Source organism: Pantoea sp. EA-12 (assembly GCF_030053355.1).
Classification (GTDB): Bacteria; Pseudomonadota; Gammaproteobacteria; order Enterobacterales; family Enterobacteriaceae; genus Pantoea; species Pantoea vagans_C.
In genome coordinates this window covers 14,769-38,284 of sequence record NZ_JASGBY010000009.1, presented here as the reverse complement: position 1 = coordinate 38,284, position 23,516 = coordinate 14,769, and the positions used below count along the sequence as shown (strand labels likewise).

The following is a 23,516-nucleotide window of genomic DNA, read 5'->3' as shown; positions in this document are numbered from 1 at the left end:
TGCGGACACGTGGCCCCGTTTAAAGCGCAGAGCTGCTGTCGGTTCCACCACAGCCAATAATTAAGATGTAATAACCACGACAGCATGAAGAAAAATCGCGCTTTCCTTAAATGGGCCGGAGGGAAATACCCGCTGCTTGACGATATCCGTCGTCATTTGCCACAAGGTGATTGTCTAATCGAACCCTTTGTCGGTGCCGGCTCCGTATTCCTCAACACTGATTATGACCGCTATCACCTGGCGGACATTAACGGTGATCTGATCAATCTGTATAACATCGTCAAAACCCGCACTGCTGACTTTATTGACGATGCGCGTCTGCTGTTTACGCCAGAAGGTAATATGGCGGAGACCTACTATGCGCATCGCCTGGCGTTCAACGCCAGCAAAGATGCGTATCAGCGCGCGCTACTGTTCCTGTATCTCAACCGCCACGGCTACAACGGTCTATGCCGTTATAATTTGCGCGGTGAGTTTAACGTGCCTTTTGGCCGTTATCGGAAACCTTACTTCCCAGAAGCGGAACTGCTGTGGTTTGCCGAGCGGGCACAAAAAGCGACCTTTGTCTGTGAATCGTACGATGTTACTCTGAACAACGCCCCTGCTGGTTCAGTGGTTTATTGCGATCCGCCGTACGCGCCCTTGTCTGCGACGGCCAACTTTACCGCTTATCACACCAACAGCTTTAGCCTGCGCGAGCAGCAGCATTTGGCTGAACTGGCCAATAAGCTGGCGCAGGAAAACGGTATACCGGTACTGATTTCTAACCACGACACGCTGCTCACTCGCGAGTGGTATCAGAATGCGGTGTTAAATGTAGTCAAAGCCCGGCGTTCCATCAGCCGAAGCATAAGTGGTCGCACTCAGGTTGACGAACTGCTGGCGCTTTTCCGCTAGTCTGTTTCGTCCGCGACCAACGCATTTCGCCAGCTGTGGCTGGCGCACAACATTGGGAGAATCGGATGAAACAATTTTTGCTGGCCCCTTCAATTCTTGCTGCTGACTTTGCCCGCTTAGGTGAAGACACCGCGAAAGCACTGGCAGCAGGAGGGGATGTGGTTCATTTCGACGTGATGGACAACCACTATGTTCCCAATCTGACCATGGGGCCAATGGTGCTGAAAGCGCTGCGCGATTACGGCATCACCGCGCCCATTGATGTGCATCTGATGGTCAAGCCGGTTGATGCGCTGATCCCTGAGTTTGCCAAAGCCGGTGCGACCTACATTACTTTTCATCCTGAAGCCAGCGAGCATGTGGATCGCACACTGCAACTAATTAAAGAGCACGGTTGCAAAGCTGGTCTGGTATTCAATCCCGCTACACCACTCGATTATCTCGATTATGTGATGGATAAACTCGACATTATTCTATTGATGTCAGTGAACCCAGGTTTTGGTGGCCAATCCTTTATTCCGGGTACGCTGGATAAGCTACGCCAGGCACGTCGTCTGATTGATGTGAGTGGCTACGATATCCGCCTGGAAGTGGATGGTGGTGTGAAGATCGATAATATCGGTCAGATCGCGGCAGCGGGCGCGGACATGTTCGTGGCCGGTTCAGCTATCTTTGGTCATCCTGATTACAAAAAAGTGATCGACGAAATGCGTGGCGAACTGGAGAAAGTTAATGGCTCATTTCACTGATATCCGTGCCTTAGCCTTTGATCTGGATGGCACGCTGGTGGATAGCGCACCAGGTCTGGCACAGGCCATCGATCATGCTTTGGGTGATTTGCAGCTGCCACCGCCGGGTGTGGCATTGGCTTCAACATGGATTGGCAACGGTGCCGACGTGATGATGAGCCGCGCACTGACATGGGCCTTAGGCCGTGAGCCGCATGCCGAAGAGCAACGCGATGCGCGTACGCTGTTTGACAAGTATTACGCCGAAACGGTGGAAGCCGGCAGTACGCTGTTTCCACAGGTAAAAGAGACGCTGGCCGCATTACACGCGAAAGGCTTGCCGATGGCGATTGTGACGAATAAGCCGACACCCTTTGTCGCGCCTTTATTGCAGTCCTTGGGCATTGCCGATTTCTTCACGTTGATCATTGGTGGTGATGATGTGGTGGTGAAAAAGCCGCATCCCGCAGCGATCTTCCTTGTTCTGGGTCACTTTGGCATCCTGCAGAAAGAATTACTGTTTGTGGGCGATTCCCGCAATGATATTCACGCGGCCCAGGCAGCGGGTGTACCGAATATCGGTATGACGTTCGGCTACAACTACGGTGAGCCGATCGCTGCCAGCCAACCCGATTTAACTCTCGATACTTTTAGCGAACTTTTGCCCGCTCTCGGGCTGTAATTATCAGGACATATTATGAGCAAACCCATCGTTTTCAGCGGCGCCCAGCCTTCCGGTGAACTGACCATTGGCAACTACATGGGTGCGCTACGTCAGTGGGTGCAGATGCAGGATGATTTCCACTGCATTTACTGCATCGTTGATCTGCACGCCATCACTGTACGTCAGGATCCGACTGCGCTGCGTAAAGCTACGCTGGATACTCTGGCACTGTACCTGGCTTGTGGTATCGACCCGGCGAAAAGCACCATCTTTGTTCAGTCGCACGTGCCAGAACATGCGCAACTGAGCTGGGTGCTGAACTGCTACGCCTACTTCGGCGAGCTGAGCCGTATGACGCAGTTCAAAGATAAGTCTGCGCGCTACTCAGAAAACATCACCGCAGGTTTGTTCGATTATCCGGTGCTGATGGCGGCAGATATTCTGCTGTATCAGACTAATCAGGTCCCGGTGGGCGAAGATCAGAAGCAGCATCTGGAACTGAGTCGCGATATCGCCGGTCGTTTCAACGCCCTGTATGGCGATGTCTTCAAGATCCCTGAGCCGTTTATTCCAAAATCTGGCGCACGCGTGATGTCATTGCTGGAGCCGACGAAAAAGATGTCCAAGTCGGACGACAACCGCAATAACGTGATTGGTCTGCTGGAAGACACCAAAGCGGTGGTGAAGAAGATCAAACGCGCAGTAACCGATTCCGCTGAGCCACCCGTGGTACGTTACGATGTGAAAGAGAAAGCCGGGGTGTCAAACCTGCTGGATATTCTGTCTGGCGTCACCGGCAAATCTATCCCGCAGCTGGAGCAAGAGTTCGAAGGCAAAATGTATGGCCACCTGAAGGGCGAAGTGGCTGAAGCGGTTTCTGGCATGCTGACCGAGCTGCAGGAGCGCTATCATCGTTTCCGTAACGATGAGGCATTCCTCAATCAGGTGATGCGTGATGGCGCGACCAAAGCGCGTGCACAAGCGCAGGAAACGCTGAAGAAAGTCTATGAAGCCGTGGGTTTTGTGGCACAACCATAAACCCTGTATGAGATGATCTAAAAAGGCGAGTCATTGTGACTCGCCTTTTTTGTTTAGAACCAGCGTAACTGGCTGCGCAGGCCCACCACGTGCCCGACAATAATCAGTGCCGGGCTGGCAAACTGCTGTGCCAGCTGGCTGAGTTCTGCCAGGGTGGCGGTATCCACCTGCTGTTGCGGGGTGGTGCCATTCTGCACAATCGCGACCGGCGTGGCGGCGTCCATGCCATGTGCCAGCAGTTGACGTTGAATCTCTGGTGCCTGCGTCAGCCCCATGTAAAACACCAGCGTCTGTTGTTCAGCGGCCAGTTTTCCCCACTCCATTTCACCCTGCTGTTGCAGATGCCCGGTGACAAAACGCACGCTCTGCGCATGATCGCGATGGGTCAGTGGAATACCGCTGTAGGCCGCACAGCCGGAAGCGGCCGTAATACCCGGCACCACGCTGAAGGGAATGTTGTGCTGTGCCAAAACCTCCAGTTCCTCACCTCCGCGACCAAAAATAAAGGGATCGCCGCCCTTTAGTCGCACCACACGTTTGCCGCGTTGTGCCTGCTCCAGCAGGAGCTGATTGATTTGCGATTGGGGCACACAGTGATTTCCCGCCTGTTTACCGACGAAGATGCGCTCCGCGTCGCGACGCACCAGATTGAGAATCGGTTCCGAGACCAGGCGGTCATAAACCACCACATCAGCCTGCTGGATACTCTGCAAGCCTTTCAGCGTCAATAAACCCGCATCACCCGGACCTGCGCCCACCAGCACCACTTCGCCCTGCTGGGCCAGCGGCGCGTCAAACAAGGTATCGACGATGTGGTCCGCATGCGGTTTATCGTGATTAGCCAGTGTTTGTGCCAGGCGATCGCTGGCAAAGAAGCGTTCCCAAAATGCACGTCGCTGCGCCATGCTGTTGAAGGTCTGCTTGACTCGGCCACGTAACGAACCGGCAAGGGAAGCCAGTTGACCAAGATGCTGTGGCAGCATCGCCTCCAGCTTTTCCCGTAGCAGGCGAGCCAGCACCGGCGCACGGCCACCCGACGAGACGGCAATCATCAGCGGCGAGCGATCAACAATTGATGGCATGATCGCGCTGGCTTCCTGCGGCGCATCCACCAGATTGCAGAAGATACGGCGCAGTTCGGCTGCATCCCCCACTTGTTGATTGACGACATCATCATCGGTGGCGGCAATCACCAGCCAGCAACCTTCCAGCCAGCTCTCCTGAAAGTGGCCGGGCAGTAACTGTAACTTTCCCTGTTCAGCCCACTGTTGAAAAACAGGGGAGAATTCCAACGCACCGACATGCAGGTCGGCACCGGCATCCAGCAACAAACGCGCTTTGCGTTCTGCCACATCACCACCACCGACCAGCAAACACCGTTTACCCTGCAGACGGCAAAACAGGGGGAAATAGTCCATCGCTCATCCTCAAAAAAGCCCGCGAGCTGCTTGATGCTCGCCCATCGCGTCTTTTTGGTCGCCATAAATGGCGCCCCCTTCATAACCGTAGGGTGCGCATTATGCGCACCTGGAGCGATGCGCGAACGGATTGGTATCCTGCGGGCTTAGAAACGTTAAACCGATTTAAACGCAGCGGCTTGTGTTGCCGCTTGCGGTCTCTGAGCGTGTGGTGTGGCGTACCAGTAACCGAGGCCCATCAATACCATGCCGGAGAACATGTTACCCAGCGTGACCCACAGCAGGTTATGGCCGATCCCACCCAACGTCAGGTCGGCATTATGCTGGCCAAACCACGACAGTGCAAAGACCGTCATATTCGCCACCGAGTGCTCGTAACCGGAAGCGATAAACGCCAGCAGGCACCACCAGATGGCGATAAATTTCGCTGTGCCTTCGGTGCGCACCGCCATCCAGATCGCCAGACAAACCAGCCAGTTGCAGAGTGCGCCTTTAAAGAACAGCGCCATCGCAGGTTGCGTGGTTTTCGCCAGCGCCGCGCTGTGAATCAGCGCATTAGCATTCGGCAGCATGGCACCCGCTGCGTAATAGTAGAGCAGGGCAACAAACACCGAGCCAATCAAGTTACCCAGCCAGGTTTGTGGCAGCACACACCACATTTGCCCGTGGCTGATGGTGCCGGACTTGGCGCCCACCATCAGGAACATCGTGTGGCCAGTGAACAGCTCGGAACCGGCGATGATCACCAGCGTTAAAGCGATACCAAAAGTCGCGCCCATGATCAGCGGTCGATAGGCCGGGTCCGCAAGATTACCGAGGGTAAAAATCAGGATGATTGCCAAGCCAACATAAGCACCGGCCATGGCTGAGCTGATCCAGAAGGCCAGCGGGCTCTGCTGTGCAGTACGCACGATGCGCGCCGCATTGGCGGCGCATTTGTTCAGGGTGTCAGTAAACATAGTGACGTCTCATAAAGTGAAGGAATTCTGTCAGGCGCACACTTCGACCAGCCCCTCACTGACGCGCACCGGATAGCTCGCCACTGAACGGGATTCATCTTCCATGCAAACACCATCGCTCAAGCGGAAGCGCTGTTTTTTCAAGGGGCTGGCGACCCACAGAGTCTTCTGGTGCTCGGCAATCAGGCCGCGCGATAACACACTGGCTTCGGAAAACGGATCGATATTGCTTAATGCAAAAAGTTGCTCATCGTCACGCGGACGGAAGATGGCGATCTGCTGGCCTTTGACCAGCGCACAGACGCCGCTGGCAGGCAGGATTTGCTCTATTTCACACACCGGATGCCACTGGCTCATGCGTCGATCTCCTCAATCAGGGCAACGGCAATGCGCTCGGCGGGACGTGCCGGGCGATGTTGATCGCGCTGGTGAATGTGCTGTATCAGCGGATCTCGCTGATCGCTGTTGATAAAGGTGCTGAAGTGGCTTTGCTGCTGCGGATCGTTCACCGTCGCGGTCCATTCGCATGCGACTTCACCGCGCAGGCGGGTCAGTTCACTTTCCAACTGCGCATTAATGCTGAGTTTGTCGTCGATGATCACGCTGCGCAGATAGTCGATGCCGCCTTCCATACTTTCCAGCCAGAGCGAGGTGCGCTGCACGCGGTCACCGGTGCGGATGTAGAACATCATGAAGCGATCAAGGTAGGCCAGCAGCGTGTCGCGATCGAGATCGGCAGCCAGCAGATCGGCGTGGCGCGGCTTCATGCCTCCGTTGCCACAGACGTACAGGTTCCAGCCTTTCTCGGTGGCGATGATGCCCACGTCTTTACCCTGCGCCTCCGCACATTCGCGGGTACAGCCTGAGACGCCAAACTTCATTTTGTGCGGGGTACGGATGCCTTTGTAACGATTCTCCAACTCGATGCCAAAACCGAGGCTGTCGCCGACACCATAGCGGCACCAGCTGCTGCCGACGCAGGTTTTCGCCATACGCAGCGCTTTGGCATAGGCCTGGCCGGTTTCAAATCCGGCATCGATGAGCTGAGCCCAGATAGCGGGCAGATCGTCCCGCTGTGCGCCAAACAAGCCAATACGCTGTGAGCCGGTGATTTTGGTGTAGAGGTTGTACTGACGCGCCACGGCACCCACGGCCATCAAGCCTTCAGGGGTGATTTCACCGCCGGGTGAACGTGGGATCACGGAATAGGTGCCATCTTTCTGGATATTGCCGAGGAACAGATCGTTACTGTCCTGAAGCGGTGCGTGCTGCGGTTTCAGCACATACTCATTCCAGCAAGACGCCAGCAGCGAGGCCACGGTGGGTTTGCATACCTCACAACCGTAACCCTGGCCATATTTCGCCAGCAGCGCCTCGAAGGAGGTGATCTCCTCAACGCGCATCAGGTGATACAACTCCTGGCGCGAATAGGGGAAGTGCTCACACAGGTGATGATTGACTTCAATCCCCTGACGGCTCAGTTCCGCGTTGAGAACTTGGGTGATCAGCGGGATACAGCCGCCGCAGCCGGTGCCGGCGCGGGTTTCAGTTTTCAGCATCGCCACGGTATGGCAGCCGCTTTGCACCGCGTTGATGATATCGCCTTTGCTGACATCGAAGCAGGAGCAGATTTGCGCGCTGTCCGGCAGTGCATCCACGCCCATCACCGGTTTCTCACCGCTGCCAGCGGGCAGAATCAGCCTCTCCGGTTGGTCTGGCAGTGGGATGTTATTCAGTGCCAGCTGCAGCAAATTGCCGTAGTCGCTGGTATCACCCACCAGCACTGCGCCGAGTAGGGTGCGGTTGTCTTCGCTGACGATCAGGCGTTTGTATATGTGTTTCTGCTCGTCGAGCCACATATAGCTGCGTGCGCCCGGCGTACGTCCCTGCGCATCGCCAATGCCGCCCACGTCGACGCCCAGCAGCTTGAGCTTGGCGCTCATATCCGCCCCGGTGAAGGCATTGTCACGGCCCAGCAACACGTCACTGGCAACCTGCGCCATTTTGTAGCCTGGCGCGACCAGGCCGAAAAGGCGATTGTTCCAGGCGGCGCACTCCCCGACGGCGTATATGGCCGGATCGCTGGTCTGGCAGCGGTCGTTAATGGCGATACCGCCGCGTTGTCCAAGCGCCAGCCCGCACTGTTTTGCCAGCTTGTCTTGTGGGCGAATACCGGTAGAGAAGACGATGAAATCGACATCCAGCACGCTGCCGTCGGCAAACTCCAGCGTTTTGCCGCCTTTGGCATGATGCACAATCTGCTGGGTGTTTTTGCCGGTGTGCACCCGTACACCCATCTGTTCGATCTTACGGCGCAGCTGTTCGCCGCCTTGTCCATCCAGCTGTTCCGCCATTAAGCCAGGCGCGAACTCGATGACATGCGTTTCGATGCCGAGGTTTTTCAAGGCGCCAGCGGCTTCCAGCCCTAGCAGGCCGCCACCTATAACGGCACCACGTTGGCTGCGGCGCGCGCAGGCTTCAATGGCATTAAGGTCTTCGATGGTGCGATAGACAAAGCAGTCACTGCCCTCTGATCCCTTAATCGGCGGGATCCACGGATAGGAGCCAGTGGCGAAGATCAGCGTGTCGTAATGCACCGCGCGACCAGTATTGGAGTGAATCAGTTTTTCATCACGGTTGATGGTGATAGCACGTTCACCCATCAGCAGATTCACCTGATGTTTTTCGTAGTAACCGGGACGCACCAGTGAGAGTTCTTCAGCAGTGTGATGGGAAAACCAGGCGGAAAGGTGGACGCGGTCATAGGCGACGCGGGGTTCTTCACAAAAGACGGTCAGGGCGAATTGGCCGGGGTCGGCTTTGTCGATCAGTTCTTCGATAAAGCGGTGGCCAACCATGCCGTTACCAATAATCACGACATTGTGTTTGCTCATGCTTGCCTCAAAATTTGCGGTATCTGCGCCTACCTTAACGCGCTACTTTTGCCGCTCATTGATGTATATCAAGCGTCACGCCATATACTCATTTTGAGGTATGTAACTGATTTTGAACATTTTTAGTAAGTGACTTAATTGATTGATGATTGTGCAATGCGGGCAACCCAAAAATCGATGACGCTGGCGAATGGCTATTCGTGCTAGCTTAACCTGTTGCTTTAAAACAGGAGAGAGGCATGGCGAACCGGTCACTGAAGTGGATCAACAACCTGCGCTTAGCGGGCCAGCAAGGCCTGTGGCAGATGGAAATCAACGGCGGGAAAATTGCGGCGATTCGCCCCCAACCACCGCAGGTGCAGGAGCAGGACGATGCGCTGGATGCCGAAGCCGGGCTGGCAAGTGCACCTTTTATTGAGCCGCATATTCACCTCGACACCACACAAACCGCCGGTCAGCCTGCGTGGAACCAATCCGGCACGCTGTTTGAGGGCATCGAGCGTTGGGCAGAGCGCAAAGCGCTGCTCAGCCATGAAGATGTCAAACAGCGCGCGCAGCAGACGCTGAAGTGGCAAATTGCCAACGGTATTCAGCATGTGCGCACCCACGTTGATGTCTCCGATCCCACACTTACCGCGTTGAAAGCCATGCTGGAAGTCAAAGCCGAGATGGCACCGTGGATCGACATCCAGATTGTGGCCTTTCCCCAAGAGGGGATTCTCTCCTATCCCAACGGCGAAGCGCTGCTGGAAGAGGCGCTGCGCCTCGGTGCGGATGTGGTCGGTGCTATTCCGCATTTTGAATTCACCCGTGAGTATGGCGTGGAGTCACTGCACAAAGCCTTTGCCCTCGCCAATCGCTATGATCGAATGGTGGATGTGCACTGCGATGAGATCGACGATGAACAGTCGCGTTTTGTTGAAACGGTGGCGGCACTGGCGCACCGTGACGGCAATGGCGAACGGGTGACTGCCAGCCACACCACGGCGATGCACTCCTACAATAATGCCTACACTTCACGTCTGTTCCGGCTGCTGAAGCTGTCAAAGATTCACTTCGTGGCGAATCCGCTGGTGAATATCCATCTGCAGGGGCGTTTTGACAGTTATCCGAAACGGCGGGGCATCACACGTGTGAAAGAGCTGCTCGATGCCGATATCAATGTGTGCTTCGGCCACGATGATGTGTTTGATCCCTGGTATCCGCTGGGCACCGCCAGCATGCTGCAGGTGCTGCACATGGGGTTGCATGTCTGTCAGTTGATGGGCTATGAGCAAATCGACAATGGCCTGAAACTGATTACTGAGAACAGCGCCAAGGCAATGCAACTGGAGCACTATGGTCTTGCCGTAGGAGATGATGCCAGCCTGATTATCCTGCCTGCTGACAGTGGATTTGATGCGGTACGCAGGCAAGTGCCGGTGCGTTATTCGATACGTCAGGGAAGGGTGGTGGCCGCAACGCAGCCTGCAAGGAGTGAGATTTACCTGGACGCAGCGGAAGCGGTCACGTTTAAACGGTAGTGAGATCGACGTGGGCGGCCTGAAGGCCGCCCACTCAAGCGCGTTAGTGCGTCACATGGCCGTGCTGGCGATGTTTGGTCACAAAGCCGAGCAGTACACACATCACGAACACCACGGCATACAGACCGTTAGCGGTAGAGAGTGCTGCATGTGCGCCACCGCTCGCCACAATCGGGCCAGTCACGACGAAGGTCAGCATAGTGCCGACGGTGCCGCAGGTCAGGATAAAGTTGACCAGTTTCGGTGAAGAGACTTTGGTTTGCAGCGATCCCAGCGTAATGATGGTGGTGTAGATAGCGCTGGAGCTGAAGCCCAGAATCATGATGATCCAGTGCAGCATGCTGGCATCATTTGTGGTGACGAACCAGTACATCAAGCCCGTTGCCAGGGCGGCCAGAACCATCAGAATACGTTGCAGATCGAAGAAGCGCAGCAAGAAGCTGAACACCCACATACCGACCATGTAGGCGGTCCAGAAGTTACCCACCAGCTGACCAGCCGCGGCGATATCCATGCCCATCGACTTGGTGGCGTACTCCGGTACCCAAGAGATAAAGCCCAACTGGCCAAGGATGTAGCAGAGTGCGGCAATCGACAGGAACAGCACGCCAATGCCCCATTTCTCTTTCTCGCCGCCTTGCACCGCAGCTTCGCTTTTCAGCTCAGGGAATTCCACCATCAGCGTGAGTACGAAGATCGCCAGGTAAATCACGCCAATGCAGGCATAAACCCAGTACCACGGCAGCGCGCGCGCCAGCAGTACACCCGCGATGATCGGGAAAATAGTGCCGGCCATGCTAAAGAAAGAGTCGGTAAACAGCAGACGTGAACCGCGCTGGCGGCCATCATACAGATGCGTAATCAGGAAGGTACCGATCGACATCGTAATGCCGCTCACCACGCCGAGCACGAACATGCACAGCGAGAAGATGGTCAGATCGTGGCTGGTCATCAAGCCCGCGACGGCAAGGATCATCAGCACAAAGCCAAAGATCAGCTGGCGTTTCAGCGGCACAATCACCATCAACCAGGCGTTCAGGAATACCGCGACCAAAATACCGGCATTCAGGAAGGTGAAGGTGTTGCTCATTTCTGAAATCGGCAACTGGAAATACTGGGCAATATTATCCAGCACCATGCCGGTAACAATAACCAGCGCGCCGGTGAGCGCGTAAGAGAAAAAGCTGATCCAGGTAAGGCCAATGCGATTACGGTTTGTCATGTTCTGAACCTGTGAAGCGCCGGGATGGGCAAAAAGTGTCATGAATTGTAAATGGAACTGTGATCTTAATAAACAACGAGTGAAACAAGCGCGAAATATTTCATTAATAGTGTGATTTTCGTCACGCAAATGATTGCGTGAGCGCAAAAGTATGACAATCGCAACATCAGCGTAAATATCGGTAAAACGCTGGCTCTTATATAACTTGCTCTTTACAATCAATCTCGTTTTGAGCTTGCACTCCATGGTAAGGAATCATTCATGTTTAAACGTACTTTGACAGCGGCAGTTGCCCTGTTAGCGCTCTCTTCTGTATCCGCTACTGCTCTTGCAGCAAAAGGGGATACGCATGTGCTGCTCACCACTTCTGCGGGCAATATCGAACTCGAACTGAACAACCAGAAAGCCCCGGTTTCGGTGAAGAACTTTGTCGACTACGTCAACAACGGTTTCTACAACAACACCATTTTCCATCGCGTGATCCCTGGCTTTATGATCCAGGGCGGCGGCTTTACAACGGACATGCAGCAGAAGCAGACCGTTGCACCGATCAAGAACGAAGCCGACAACGGTTTGCGTAACCTGCGTGGCACCATTTCGATGGCGCGCACTGCAGATAAAGATAGCGCGACCAGCCAGTTCTTCCTGAACGTTGCGGATAATGCCTTCCTCGATCACGGTCAACGTGATTTCGGTTATGCGGTATTTGGTAAAGTTGTGAAAGGCCAGGATGTGATCGATAAGATTGCGCAGGTGCCAACCAAAGATGTCGGCCCATACCAAAATGTGCCGTCAAAACCGATTGTTATCCTCTCTGCTAAAGTCCTGCCTTAATCGTCTGACGCGCCATTCTCCGGTGGCGCGCTCTGCCGTGCTCCGGCAAAGCTAAAATTTGCTCTTATACTTAGGGCAAATCGCTTGCCGGAGGCCCTATGACCAGCAAACTCACTGAAAAACAGAAAACCACTCTGTGGCAGCAGCGCCGTGCGGCCAGTTATCAGGCCAGTTGCCGCCTGGCCGGTTATGCGCCTATCGAAATCCCCACTGAGCAGCAGGAAGATCGACTGGAGTCATTGAGGAGGCAATATGGCGGATAACAGTCTGGCAGTGCGCGATCCCTATCTTTGGCATAACGACAGGGTGCTAAAAAATCGTCTCGATATTCATGACGAAGCGCAACTGCGTAAAGCGGAGCTGGCTTTTAGCGCGGCACGTCTGGCGACACTGGAGTTAGGGCCGCGCAGCAGAGGAATGCCGTGGCTGTGCCATATTCACCGTACCCTGTTTCAGGACCTCTACAGCTGGGCCGGTGAAGTGCGCAGCATAGATATCTGGCGCGACGAAACGCCATATTGCCACTGTGAATACATTGAGAAAGAGGGCAATGGGCTGATGGCGGCGCTGGAGGATGAGCAACAACTGGTCAACCTGCCGCAGACGGAGTTTGTGGCGCGCCTGGCGCACTATTACTGTGAGATATTCGTGCTGCACCCGTTCCGCGCGGGAAATGGTCGGACACAGCGTATTTTCTTTGAACAGCTGGCGCTGCATGCCGGTTATCTGCTGACGTGGGATAAACTGGAGCGAGACGCCTGGCGCAGCGCGATCTTTGCCGGTGTGGCGGGCGATCTGGCACCGTTGACGGCGCAGTTTGCGAAAGTGGTGAGCCCCGCGCGTTAAAATGCGTAGAATAGCGGCGGTTTTTCTGGCCTGAGGGCATTATGCTGCTGCTAATTGATAACTACGACTCCTTCACCTGGAATCTCTACCAGTACTTCTGTGAACTGGGCGCGGATGTGCGCGTGGTGCGTAATGATGCCATTACCGTGGCGGAAATCGAGGCGCTGCCGCTGACACATCTGGTGATTTCTCCTGGCCCCTGTACCCCGGATCAATCCGGTGTCTCGCTGGAGGCGATTCGTCACTTTGCTGGAAGCCTGCCGATTCTTGGCGTGTGCCTTGGCCATCAGGCGATTGCGCAGGCATATGGTGCGCAGGTGGTTCGCGCGCGCCAGGTGATGCATGGGAAAACTTCCGTAATCCAGCACACCCAGCAAGGCGTGTTTCGCAACCTTAATAATCCTCTCACCGTGACGCGCTACCATTCACTGATTGTGGCGCGCGATACGCTGCCCGCTGAATTCGAAGTCACCGCCTGGAGCCTGCGCAACGGCGAGCCGGATGAGATCATGGGCTTCCGCCATCGCACCTTGCCGCTGGAAGGGGTGCAGTTCCATCCTGAGAGCATCCTCAGCGAGCAGGGCCACCAGCTCTTGGCTAATTTTCTGAACGCGTAACTTATATTTGCCTTCGTGTGATTTTTTATGCATATTTTGTGATTATAATTTCACTTCAGCTCAACAAATAACCCAATGAGGTCGGCAATGGCAGCGGAAAAACTAGCGGTAACCCGGGAAACGTTCGATAACGTGATTTTGCCTGTTTATGCACCTGCGCAGTTTGTGCCGGTTAAAGGCAAGGGCAGCCGAGTCTGGGATCAGCAGGGCAAAGAGTATATCGACTTCTCCGGCGGCATCGCGGTGACTGCTTTAGGCCATTGCCATCCGGCGCTGGTGGAAACGCTGAAATCGCAGGGCGAAACCTTGTGGCACACCAGCAACGTATTCACCAACGAACCGGCACTGCGTCTGGCCAGCAAACTGATTGCCGCGACATTCGCCGATCGCGTGTTCTTTGGTAACTCAGGCGCGGAAGCCAATGAAGCGGCCTTCAAACTGGCGCGTTATTACGCCTGCAAGAAACACAGCCCGTTCAAAAGCAAAATTATCGCCTTCCACAACGCGTTCCATGGCCGTACCCTGTTTACCGTCACTGTAGGCGGTCAGCCGAAATACTCTGACGGCTTTGGACCGAAGCCTGCCGATATCGTGCATGTGCCGTTTAACGATCTGGATGCCGTTAAAGCAGTGATTGATGACCACACCTGCGCCATTGTTGTCGAGCCAATTCAGGGTGAGGGCGGAGTGGTGGCGGCGACTGCAGAATTCATGCAGGGCCTGCGCGCGCTGTGTGATGAGCATAAGGCGCTGTTGGTGTTGGATGAAGTGCAGAGCGGCATGGGGCGTAGCGGCAAGCTGTTTGCTTACGAGCATTACGGCATCAAACCCGACATCATCACCAGTGCAAAAGCGCTGGGCGGCGGCTTCCCGGTGAGTGCGATGTTGACCACCAACGAGATTGCCTCCGTGATGGCACCAGGCGTGCACGGCACCACTTACGGCGGTAACCCACTGGCCTGTGCGATTGCCGAAACCGCGCTGGATATCATCAATACACCAGAAGTGCTGAATGGCGTGGAAGCGCGTCGTGAGCAATTCGTGGAAGGCCTGCAGGCCATCAACAGTCAATTTGAGCTGTTCAGTGAGATTCGCGGCAAAGGTTTACTGATTGGTGCGGCGTTGAAACCGCAGTACGCCAGCAAAGCGCGCGACATCCTCAATGCATCAGCTGCAGAAGGATTGATGGTGCTGACGGCGGGCACCGATGTGATTCGTTTTGTGCCTTCGCTGGTGATCGAGCCAACTGATATCGCAGAAGGCATGGCGCGTTTCGCCAAAGCCATTGAGAAGGTGCTGGCGGCGTAATTAGCTTTTTGGCCTTAATACCTTGAGCCAGCGACCATGATGCGGTCGCTGGCTCCATGCCAGTGAAGAGATAGTGTGCATCACGTTCAGGTGTTGCAGGATGCGCTTCACATGCTGTTCCACAATCGTCACCGGCCCCTCATTCAGATTCTCCGGCGCTTCCAGAATATTGCTGTCATTGCCTGGTCCATCGTATGCCAGCCGCTGCTGACAGCGTTGCAGCGCAATTTCACAGGATTGCAGATAACGCTCCGCCAGTTTCGGCGTCAGCATGGTGTGCTCACGCGCCAGAATCGTCATGGCGTTGAGATGCTCGACGATAAACTGACTGTGTGTCACCCACATGCGCATATCTTTCAGGTACTGTGCGTTGAAGCCTGGTTCGCTCGATGCCTGGTTAAGCGAGTTGAACAGCGCATTGTGCGCCTGATTGACCTTCATGCGCTGGTACGCCAGCTTTTCCGGTGATTGTTCCGGTCCCAACAGCATTCGCAACGCTTCCTGATAGGCTTCCAGCGCATCATGGGCGTTACTGCGTAGCAACCCGCTCTGCCACTGCGGCCACAGCCAGATCATGCCTGCAAACGCAATCAGACAGCCCATCAGCGTATCCATCATGCGTGGCAATAAGAACTGTGCGCCGTTGAGCGACAGCAGCTGTAACGAATACACGGCGGTAACGGTGAAGCCAATCATCGACCAGCCATAATATTTGCGCGTCACCAGATAGCTGGCGAGGGTGATGGCCAGCATAAACAGCAAGGTGACTGATTCAGGTACGGCCAGCCGCAGTGAGGCAGCGGCAATCAGCAAGCCGGCAAAGGTGCCGAGCGCACGGTGCTGAATGCGCACGCGTGTCGCGCTGTAGCCATTCTGACTGACAAACATGATGGTCATCAGAATCCAGTAGGGTTTAGGAATGTTGAAGAACAGCGCGACTGCGCTGCCAAACATCAACATCACCGAGATACGTGCGGCAGTCCGCAACGCGGCAGATTTCAACGACAGATAGCTGCGTAACGCCGGGAAGAACGGCAGACGACGCTGGCGATCCGCCATCAGGTCACGCGTGTACAACGGCTTCTGTGTGCGTAAGACGCGTGCGATACGGCTGAAGTGGTAGTAACAGAAGTTGCCGACCGGATTATCCGGGTGCTGGCGCGCGATTTTTTCCAGCGCCCCGAGTGGCTTCTCCATATGGAAGCGCTCTGGCAACTGATGATAGAGAATCGCATCGGCGAGGATGCGCAGGCGCGCGGAGATGGTTTTCGCATTCCAGCGGATCACCGCCTCAGCGTGGCTCTGCTCGACCAGCTTTTGCACCTCTTCCGGCTGATGTAGGCTCACCGAAATGTGTTCCTGTAAATCCAACGCCACCTGAAACGCCCGCGTCAGACGCTTATGGCTGTTATCGCGGCTGGCCGAAAGCATATGCATTTGCTGATAACAGGTGGTGATCAGATCGACGGCTTTTTGCTGGCGTGCCAGTAGCGGCGGTAACGCTTTTTCTGGATCGGTGAGTTGCGTCAGCAGCGTGTACTTCGCATCACAGTAATCTGCCAGTTCGCGATACAGCAGGCTCAGGGTTTCACGCATCGGCTGCTCTTTCCACAGCCAGAACCAAAACCAGTTGAACAGGCCGTACCAGAACGTACCGCCGATATAAAGCAGCGGCGGCACCCAGACCGGCATCCTTCCAACCAGGCTAAGGCTAAAGATGGCGGCAATCAGCGTGGCTGGCAGCAAGCGGCCATGTAACGGGCTAATTTCACCGGTGACACCAATCAGCAGCGGCAGCACAAACAGAATGAGCGGCAGCGGAATCTGATAATCCGTGAGCAACTGGATCGAAAAACTGCCGATGGCAAACAGCGAACCGCCGACAATCAGACGTTTGAAGAAGCGTTTATGCGGGGTATCCAGACCGGCCATGTTGCAGCAGGCAGGCACTAATGAGAACAACAGGCCTTTTTGCAGATCGCCTAACAGCCAGCCAAGCGCCACAGGCAGGCACAGCACCAGCGTTTGCCGCAGGGCGTAGTTGACCTCAGGATGATAGATGATTCGGCGCCACATCAGCTCATCGCAAACAAAAACGGCGCGATGTTGCCATCACGCCGTGGGTGATAAGAAATTAGCGGGTGCCGTAAACGACGATGGTTTTACCGTGTGCGGAAATCAAGTTCTGATCTTCCAGCATTTTCAGGATGCGTCCCACGGTTTCGCGTGAGCAACCCACGATCTGACCAATCTCCTGACGGGTGATTTTAATCTGCATCCCGTCTGGGTGAGTCATCGCATCTGGCTGTTTGGCCAGATTAAGCAGTGTTTGCGCGATACGGCCCGTCACATCGAGGAAGGCAAGGTTGCCCACTTTCTCGGAGGTGATTTGCAGACGACGCGCCATTTGCGACGACAGTCGCATCAAAATATCCGGGTTTACCTGAATCAGCTGACGGAATTTTTTGTAGGAAATTTCAGCCACTTCGCAGGCAGTTTTGGCACGTACCCAGGCACTACGTTCCTGACCTTCTTCAAACAGGCCGAGTTCGCCGATGAAATCTCCCTGATTGAGGTAGGAGAGGATCATCTCTTTGCCTTCTTCATCTTTGATCAGAACCGCTACGGAACCTTTCACGATGTAGTACAGCGTTTCCGCTTTCTCACCCTGATGGATGAGCGTGCTCTTTGACGGATATTTGTGAATATGGCAATGGGACAGGAACCATTCGAGTGTAGGGTCTGTTTGCGGTTTGCCGAGAACCATTCGCTATTATCCTCTATTGTAATCGTGCCCAAAGCACAGGGGGCAGTTTTCCCTGTCAGGCGGTGTAATCGTCGAGCGTTTTATTTCCGGGTGATTCTTAAGCTACGCTTTTGATTCTTCCCGCCTTCGTCTGTTACGACGAAAATATTTTCAGCACTGTTTGTAGCACAGCTTTTGCAAGCTGTCTTCTGTTGTCTCGCTTCAGCAACAGGCGGAAGAGTCTGGATTGCTGTTTATCAACTGAAAGCGTACTCTGGCGGCAAAATAGCCACTTCAGGAGAAAGAATAATGCAGGCACGAGTGAAATGGGTGGAGGGGTTAACCTTTCTCGGAGAATCCTCATCTGGCCATCAGGTATTAATGGACGGTAATTCAGGGGATAAAGCGCCGAGCCCGATGGAGATGGTTCTGATGGCCGCTGGCGGCTGTAGCGCAATTGACGTGGTGTCTATCCTGCAAAAGGGCCGAAATGATGTGGCCGATTGCGAGGTGAAGCTCACGTCTGAACGCCGTGAAGAAGCGCCACGTATTTTTACCCACATCAACCTGCATTTTATTGTCAGCGGCAAAGCATTGAGTGATAAAGCCGTGGCCCGCGCGGTTGATCTCTCCGCTGAGAAGTATTGTTCGGTGGCGATCATGCTGGGTAAAGGTGTGGAAATCACCCACAGCTATGAAGTGGTAGAGTTGTAATCCTACTGTCGCGGCGCGATTTATCGCGCGGTGTTATGCTCGCCATACATCGTGCCGCTACAGAAATTCTGGATTATTCAATCCGTTTACCTTCTATCAGCCGTTGCACCAGCGGTGTCATGATCAATTCCATCGCCAGCCCCATTTTGCCGCCCGGCACCACCAGCGTATTCATGTGTGAAATGAACGAGCCCTGAATCATTGCCAGCAGGTAAGGGTAGGCAATGCCCTCCAGACCACGGAAATGGATCACCACAAAACTTTCGTCGAGTGAAGGGATCTCACGTGCGGCAAACGGGTTGGAGGTATCCACGGTCGGCACGCGCTGGAAGTTGATATGGGTGCGAGAGAACTGCGGCGTGATGTAGTTGATATAGTCCTCCATCGAACGCACCACCGAATCCATCACCGCTTCACGGGAATGGCCACGTTCGCTGGTATCGCGCACCAGCTTTTGAATCCACTCCAGGTTCACAATCGGCACCACACCCACCAGCAGATCCACATGCTCTGCCACGTTATGCGGTTGCGTCACCACACCGCCGTGCAACCCTTCATAGAACAGCACATCGGTGTTGTCCGGCAGCGGCTGCCACGGCGTAAAGGTGCCCGGCACCTGATTCCACGGCACCGCTTCATCATAGGTGTGCAGATACTTGCGCGATTCGCCCTGACCGGTTTTTCCGTAGTGCTTAAACGTCTGTTCTAACAAACCAAAGTCATTGGCTTCGGGGCCAAAGTAGCTAATGTGACGACCCAGATCGCGCGCCTTACGGATCGCCATGTCCATCTCTGGACGGGTGTAACGATGGAAGCTGTCACCTTCGACTTCCGCAGCGTGCAGATCCAGCTGCTGGAATATTTTACGGAAGGCGAGGCTGGTGGTGGTGGTACCGGCTCCGCTGGAACCGGTAACGGCAATGATTGGATGCCTGGCTGACATAACAGAACTCCCTGTGAGGTCCGGCGATGAGCATTGTTACCACGAATTGCCACGCAGTGCATTAACCGCGAAAATCTCGCGCTGGCATGATATTCACTGATTCATGCAGTTCAGACCACACCAGCACAACTTCACCGCGTTCCAGTTGGCGGCGCACATCGGCCACCTTCTGCGCCAGGCTACGCTCCTGCTCGCCGTAATCGGTGCCTTCACGTAACACGAAAGTTTCAATCAGGTTTTCCAGCGTAGTCACTTCAAGTTCTTGCCAGGGAATAATCACGATCACACATCCAGATAGGTTGAAAGCCAGTCAGGTACACGCTGTTCCAGCCACATTTTCGGCTTCAGCAAAGTGCCGCCCACAAAACCAACATGACCGCCTTGTTGCGTCAGCTGATATTCAATGGAGGGCGACAGCTGTTCTGGCTTTGGTATCACCGCATCGGTCATAAACGGGTCGTCTTTGGCGTGAATGACCAGCAACGGCTTGCGCACGCCGCTGAGCAGCGGCATGGCGCTGGCACGTCGATAATAGTCATTGGCATCCAGAAAACCGTGCGCGCGAGCGGTAATCGCATCATCGAACTCACGAATGCGGCGAAAGGCGCGCAGCTGGCTCAGTTCCACCGGCAGCGTGCCGGGCCATGCCAGCAGTTTACGCGTGGCGTTCTGTTTCAGCTTGGTGAGCAAATAGTGCTGATAGAAGCGTGAGAAGCCGGCATCCAGCTTTTCGCTGCAGGGTTCAAGGGCAAAGGGGGCCGAAATCGCAACGGCGGCATCAACCAGTGCATCGTTGCCCTGCATACCCAGCAAATAGGCCAGCATATTACCCCCGAGTGAAACGCCCACCGCTGCCGTCGGGACCGTACCCCATTCGCGCTGGAGCCAATGCAGGAAAAAGGTGGCGTCTTCGGTTTCACCGGAATGATAAATGCGCTGCAGACGATTGGGTTCGCCACTGCAGCCCCGGAAGTGCATCACCACTGCCAGCCATCCGCGTGCCTGGCAGGCCTGCATCAGGCCGTGGGCGTAGGGGCTGCGGAAGCTGCCTTCCAGGCCATGGAACATCACCATGCGTGGTTTATGGCGCGCCTGCGCGGGATCTTCGCTCCACGCGAGATCAACAAAATCGCCGTCCGGCAGGTCAAGGCGCTGCCAGTGTGGGCGTAAGGTTACGCGCCGACGCAGAATGCGCGGCAGCAGTGTTTGTAGATGCGCGTTACTGAATCCGCGCAGCGGTGTAAAGCGCTCGCCGTCGGGGCGATCAAAATAGCTTGGGTAAAGGCTTGTCTGATGCATAAGTCGCTGATAGCTTCGATGGGTTGTCCGCTTTACTGGGTGAGGAGCACCCGAATATACATGGAACTGAGTCTTTTTTTATCAATGTTGGGCTTTCTTTGGGTCGCTGCCATCACGCCAGGTCCCAATAATATGTTACTTACCGCCTCAGGTGCTAATTTTGGCTTCCTGCGCACCATTCCGTTGCTGATTGGTATCATGATTGGCATGCAAGTCATGTTGCTGATGGTGGCATTTGGCATCGGTGGTCTCATCCTGCTTTATCCTTCTCTGCATCTGGTGCTGAAGATTGCCGGTAGCCTCTACTTACTGTGGCTGGCGTGGAAAATCGCGACGGCGGAGTACGAGAAGCTGGAAACGGAAGACGCCAGCGTGAAGCAGATGCCATTCTGGCAGGGCGGATTGCTGCAACTGATCAACCCTAAAGCCTGGTTGATGGCGTTGGGTGCGGTCGCCAGCTTCAGCCTCGCAGGCGATGCTTACCTGCATTCGGTGATAGCCATCAGCATCGGCATGGCACTGGTCAACGTGGTATCTGGCGTAATCTGGATGGGGTTTGGTTCGATGATTGGCCGCCTGCTGCGCAGCCCGCGTGCGTGGAAAATCTTCAACCTCGCCATGGGAGTATTGACGGCCGCCTGCGTGCTGTTGATTTGGCGTTGAGTCAGCTGGAGGCGCGTTCCACGCGCTTCCAGGGTAACATCTCGCGCACGACCTCACTCTGCGGCTGACGGATGCGGTTCAGTAACAGCTGAACACTGCGCGCGCCCAGCCGGTTCATCGGTTGTTCAATGGTCGTCAGTGGCGGGTTGAGGCTGCTGGTAAACGGAATACCATCAAATCCCACCACTGCCAGATCTTCCGGCACGCGCAATCCGGCCTCCAGCGCGGCATGGATCACACCGACGGCCAGCACATCCGACACCGCAAACACCGCGTCTGGACGTTCCGGGTGCAACAACAACTCCCGCAGCGCAGCGCTTCCCGACTCGCACGAAATGTTTTCAGCATAAGCGACTGCACCCCAACTGAGTTCCAGCTGTTCCAGCGCCTCACGGTAACCACACTCTCGCTGATGGGAGTAGAGGTAGCGCATATCGCAATTCACCAGCGCAATGCGGCGACGGCCTTTACTGGCCAAGTAACGCACGGTTTCGAAGGCGGCTTCTTTATTATCGATGGTGACGCTGGAGGCCGGGATCGACGGATCGTATTCCGCGCACTGCACCCAGGGCGCATCACCAATCATACCTTTCAGCTCCTGTAGGCAGGCGGCAGCGTCCATGGTGATCACGCCATCCACCACTTTACCACTCAGCAACGCCAGGTAAGCGGCTTCGCGGGGTAACTGCGAGGCCGAATTGCACAACAGGATGTGATAACCCTGTGCCTCGGCTTCAGCTTCAATGCCTTGCACTACGCGCGAACAGAAGGGATTGGTGATGTCTGAAATTAACACCAGTAACATATGGCTTTGCGAGGTGCGCAACTGACGTGCAAGGAGATTGGGTTGGTAATCGCAGTGCTCAATGGCCGCCAGCACCTTTTCACGCGTGTCCGGTCGCACACCGGGATGTTGATTTAACACCCGTGATACCGTGGCTTTTGATACGCCAGCGAGATGCGCAACTTTCTCAATCGACATGGATTCAGTACCGGCAACAGGGTTGTAAAATCAGGAGCCTATCAATAACACAGTCAGGATGTGAGCGCGTGACATATTTCTGTCTTTACGACTTCTTTGCAATTGCGTATTCCGCATAGCCTTGCCCGATGTTGATCTAAGAACAGATTTTCATTAGGGATAATTTTTAATTCCTTTATGAAATTACCCGCACTGGAGAAACTGCCGTCACGACATAACATTGGGGTGAACGATGATGGCAGTGAAAAAAACAATAACAGCAGTGGCAGCAGCATTCGCCCTGATGGCCTTTCAGGCGCAAGCGGTCAACGTGACGGTGGCGTATCAAACTTCGGCAGAGCCGGCCAAAGTAGCGCAAGCCGATAACACCTTTGCCAAAGAGAGTGGCGCAACCGTTGACTGGCGTAAATTTGATAGCGGTGCCAGCGTGCTGCGCGCATTGGCCTCGGGCGATGTGCAGATCGGCAATATCGGGTCGAGTCCGCTGGCCGTAGCAGCCACGCAACAGCTGCCGATTGAAGCCTTTCTGTTGGCCTCTCAGCTCGGTAATTCCGAAGCGCTGGTGGTGAAGAAATCCATCACCCAACCTAAAGATCTGATTGGCAAACGCATTGCGGTGCCTTTCATCTCCACAACGCATTACAGCCTGCTGTCTGCGCTCAAACATTGGGGCATCAAGCCATCACAGGTGCAGTTAGTGAACCTGCAACCGCCCGCCATTATTGCCGCGTGGAAACGCGGTGACATCGATGGCGCCTATGTCTGGTCTCCTGCGGTGAATGAGCTGGAAAAAGACGGCACGGTGTTGACTGACTCTTCTCAGGTGGGCAAATGGGGCTCACCGACGCTGGATGTCTGGGTGGTGCGCAAAGACTTCGCGCAACAGCATCCTGAGATCGTCACCGCCTTCGCCCGCAGCGCGATTGACGCACAACAGGCGTATATCGCCAATCCCGATCAGTGGCTCAAGCAGCCAGACAACCTGAGCAAGCTGTCACGCTTAAGCGGCGTGCCGGAGAGCGATGTGCCGGTGCTGGTGAAAGGCAACACTTACCTGACTGCGCATCAACAGCTCGAACAGCTGGGTAAACCCGTGAACAAGGCGATTGTCGACACCGCGCACTTCCTGAAAGAGCAGGGCAAAGTGCCGGATGCCGCCAGCGACTACAGCAGCTACGTCACCACACGCTTTGTTGCACCCTTAGCGAAGTAACGGAGGTT

General features: G+C 55.1%; 24 protein-coding genes. 13 read left to right on the top strand and 11 right to left on the bottom strand.

The window, feature by feature from the left end; translation table 11 throughout:
• Positions 1-84: 84 nt before the first annotated feature.
• The 4 genes from dam (at position 85) to trpS (ending at position 3,327) form a co-directional block, all read left to right on the top strand.
• Entirely contained in the window at positions 85-897 is an 813-nt protein-coding gene (gene dam, locus QMZ30_RS14910; RefSeq protein ID WP_058969743.1) for an adenine-specific DNA-methyltransferase, read from the top strand.
• 65 nt (positions 898-962) lie between these two features.
• The gene (gene rpe / locus QMZ30_RS14905) at positions 963-1,646 is read left to right on the top strand and encodes a ribulose-phosphate 3-epimerase (RefSeq protein ID WP_039332700.1); all 684 of its coding nucleotides are present in this window, start codon (positions 963-965) and stop codon (positions 1,644-1,646) included.
• Positions 1,630-2,307 (top strand): phosphoglycolate phosphatase, encoded by a 678-nt coding sequence (locus tag QMZ30_RS14900; RefSeq protein ID WP_283227969.1) that lies wholly within the window; start codon positions 1,630-1,632, stop codon positions 2,305-2,307. The genes rpe and QMZ30_RS14900 overlap by 17 nt, the downstream gene beginning before the upstream one ends.
• A gap of 15 nt (positions 2,308-2,322) precedes the next feature.
• On the top strand, positions 2,323-3,327 hold the full coding sequence (trpS, locus tag QMZ30_RS14895) for a tryptophan--tRNA ligase (protein ID WP_039332703.1): 1,005 nt from the start codon (positions 2,323-2,325) through the stop codon (positions 3,325-3,327).
• Positions 3,328-3,380: 53 nt separating this feature from the next.
• On the opposite strand, the gene cysG is transcribed toward trpS, so the two are convergent.
• From cysG to nirB, 4 genes are all read right to left on the bottom strand, one after another.
• Positions 3,381-4,745: a siroheme synthase CysG gene (gene cysG, locus QMZ30_RS14890; RefSeq protein ID WP_283227968.1), complete on the bottom strand. Its 1,365-nt coding sequence runs from the start codon at positions 4,743-4,745 to the stop codon at positions 3,381-3,383.
• Positions 4,746-4,900: 155 nt separating this feature from the next.
• Positions 4,901-5,704, bottom strand: a complete 804-nt coding sequence (gene nirC, locus QMZ30_RS14885) for a nitrite transporter NirC (RefSeq protein ID WP_283227967.1) — start codon at positions 5,702-5,704, stop codon at positions 4,901-4,903.
• A 30-nt stretch (positions 5,705-5,734) separates the two neighbouring features.
• Positions 5,735-6,061, bottom strand: coding sequence for a nitrite reductase small subunit NirD (gene nirD, locus QMZ30_RS14880; RefSeq protein WP_283227966.1), 327 nt, complete (start codon positions 6,059-6,061; stop codon positions 5,735-5,737).
• Positions 6,058-8,598 carry a nitrite reductase large subunit NirB gene (nirB, locus tag QMZ30_RS14875; RefSeq protein WP_283227965.1) on the bottom strand — a complete coding sequence of 847 codons (2,541 nt, stop codon included), beginning with the start codon at positions 8,596-8,598 and terminating at the stop codon, positions 6,058-6,060. The genes nirD and nirB overlap by 4 nt, the downstream gene beginning before the upstream one ends.
• Before the next feature lie 239 nt (positions 8,599-8,837).
• On the opposite strand from nirB, the gene QMZ30_RS14870 reads away from it, so the two are divergent.
• Entirely contained in the window at positions 8,838-10,121 is a 1,284-nt protein-coding gene (locus QMZ30_RS14870; RefSeq protein WP_283227964.1) for a cytosine deaminase, read from the top strand.
• 43 nt (positions 10,122-10,164) lie between these two features.
• Here QMZ30_RS14870 and tsgA read toward each other — a convergent pair whose 3' ends face one another.
• Positions 10,165-11,343: an MFS transporter TsgA gene (gene tsgA, locus QMZ30_RS14865; RefSeq protein WP_039332716.1), complete on the bottom strand. Its 1,179-nt coding sequence runs from the start codon at positions 11,341-11,343 to the stop codon at positions 10,165-10,167.
• Positions 11,344-11,604: 261 nt separating this feature from the next.
• On the opposite strand from tsgA, the gene ppiA reads away from it, so the two are divergent.
• From ppiA to argD, 5 genes are all read left to right on the top strand, one after another.
• On the top strand, positions 11,605-12,177 hold the full coding sequence (ppiA, locus tag QMZ30_RS14860) for a peptidylprolyl isomerase A (protein WP_034819591.1): 573 nt from the start codon (positions 11,605-11,607) through the stop codon (positions 12,175-12,177).
• 98 nt (positions 12,178-12,275) lie between these two features.
• Positions 12,276-12,440 (top strand): YhfG family protein, encoded by a 165-nt coding sequence (locus QMZ30_RS14855; protein ID WP_071885711.1) that lies wholly within the window; start codon positions 12,276-12,278, stop codon positions 12,438-12,440.
• Entirely contained in the window at positions 12,430-13,023 is a 594-nt protein-coding gene (locus tag QMZ30_RS14850; RefSeq protein WP_283227963.1) for a putative adenosine monophosphate-protein transferase Fic, read from the top strand. Before QMZ30_RS14855 ends, QMZ30_RS14850 begins: the two co-directional genes overlap by 11 nt.
• Positions 13,024-13,064: 41 nt before the next feature.
• Positions 13,065-13,640: an aminodeoxychorismate synthase component II gene (locus tag QMZ30_RS14845; protein WP_283227962.1), complete on the top strand. Its 576-nt coding sequence runs from the start codon at positions 13,065-13,067 to the stop codon at positions 13,638-13,640.
• Between the two features lie 87 nt (positions 13,641-13,727).
• Positions 13,728-14,948, top strand: coding sequence for a bifunctional acetylornithine/succinyldiaminopimelate transaminase (gene argD / locus QMZ30_RS14840; RefSeq protein WP_283227961.1), 1,221 nt, complete (start codon positions 13,728-13,730; stop codon positions 14,946-14,948).
• Here argD and QMZ30_RS14835 read toward each other — a convergent pair whose 3' ends face one another.
• Together QMZ30_RS14835 and crp are read right to left on the bottom strand one after the other, a co-directional pair.
• Positions 14,949-17,024, bottom strand: coding sequence for a YccS/YhfK family putative transporter (locus tag QMZ30_RS14835; RefSeq protein WP_283227960.1), 2,076 nt, complete (start codon positions 17,022-17,024; stop codon positions 14,949-14,951).
• A 58-nt stretch (positions 17,025-17,082) separates the two neighbouring features.
• Positions 17,083-17,715 carry a cAMP-activated global transcriptional regulator CRP gene (gene crp / locus QMZ30_RS14830; RefSeq protein ID WP_039332728.1) on the bottom strand — a complete coding sequence of 211 codons (633 nt, stop codon included), beginning with the start codon at positions 17,713-17,715 and terminating at the stop codon, positions 17,083-17,085.
• A gap of 288 nt (positions 17,716-18,003) precedes the next feature.
• Between crp and QMZ30_RS14825 the strand changes: the two genes are divergently transcribed.
• Entirely contained in the window at positions 18,004-18,408 is a 405-nt protein-coding gene (locus QMZ30_RS14825) for an OsmC family protein (RefSeq protein ID WP_021507440.1), read from the top strand.
• 73 nt (positions 18,409-18,481) lie between these two features.
• Here QMZ30_RS14825 and QMZ30_RS14820 read toward each other — a convergent pair whose 3' ends face one another.
• From QMZ30_RS14820 to QMZ30_RS14810, 3 genes are all read right to left on the bottom strand, one after another.
• Positions 18,482-19,351, bottom strand: a complete 870-nt coding sequence (locus QMZ30_RS14820; protein WP_039332731.1) for a phosphoribulokinase — start codon at positions 19,349-19,351, stop codon at positions 18,482-18,484.
• 61 nt (positions 19,352-19,412) lie between these two features.
• Positions 19,413-19,631, bottom strand: a complete 219-nt coding sequence (locus QMZ30_RS14815; protein WP_039332733.1) for a YheU family protein — start codon at positions 19,629-19,631, stop codon at positions 19,413-19,415.
• Between the two features lie 2 nt (positions 19,632-19,633).
• Positions 19,634-20,650, bottom strand: a complete 1,017-nt coding sequence (locus tag QMZ30_RS14810) for a hydrolase (RefSeq protein ID WP_283227959.1) — start codon at positions 20,648-20,650, stop codon at positions 19,634-19,636.
• 60 nt (positions 20,651-20,710) lie between these two features.
• Between QMZ30_RS14810 and QMZ30_RS14805 the strand changes: the two genes are divergently transcribed.
• Positions 20,711-21,313, top strand: a complete 603-nt coding sequence (locus QMZ30_RS14805; protein ID WP_039332737.1) for a LysE family translocator — start codon at positions 20,711-20,713, stop codon at positions 21,311-21,313.
• 1 nt (position 21,314) lies between these two features.
• Here QMZ30_RS14805 and QMZ30_RS14800 read toward each other — a convergent pair whose 3' ends face one another.
• Positions 21,315-22,295, bottom strand: a complete 981-nt coding sequence (locus QMZ30_RS14800; RefSeq protein WP_283227958.1) for a LacI family DNA-binding transcriptional regulator — start codon at positions 22,293-22,295, stop codon at positions 21,315-21,317.
• 232 nt (positions 22,296-22,527) lie between these two features.
• Here QMZ30_RS14800 and tauA point away from each other — a divergent pair, with 232 nt between their 5' ends.
• Complete coding sequence (tauA, locus tag QMZ30_RS14795; protein ID WP_502921483.1) at positions 22,528-23,508, top strand: taurine ABC transporter substrate-binding protein; 981 nt, start codon at positions 22,528-22,530, stop codon at positions 23,506-23,508.
• Positions 23,509-23,516: the final 8 nt, after the last annotated feature.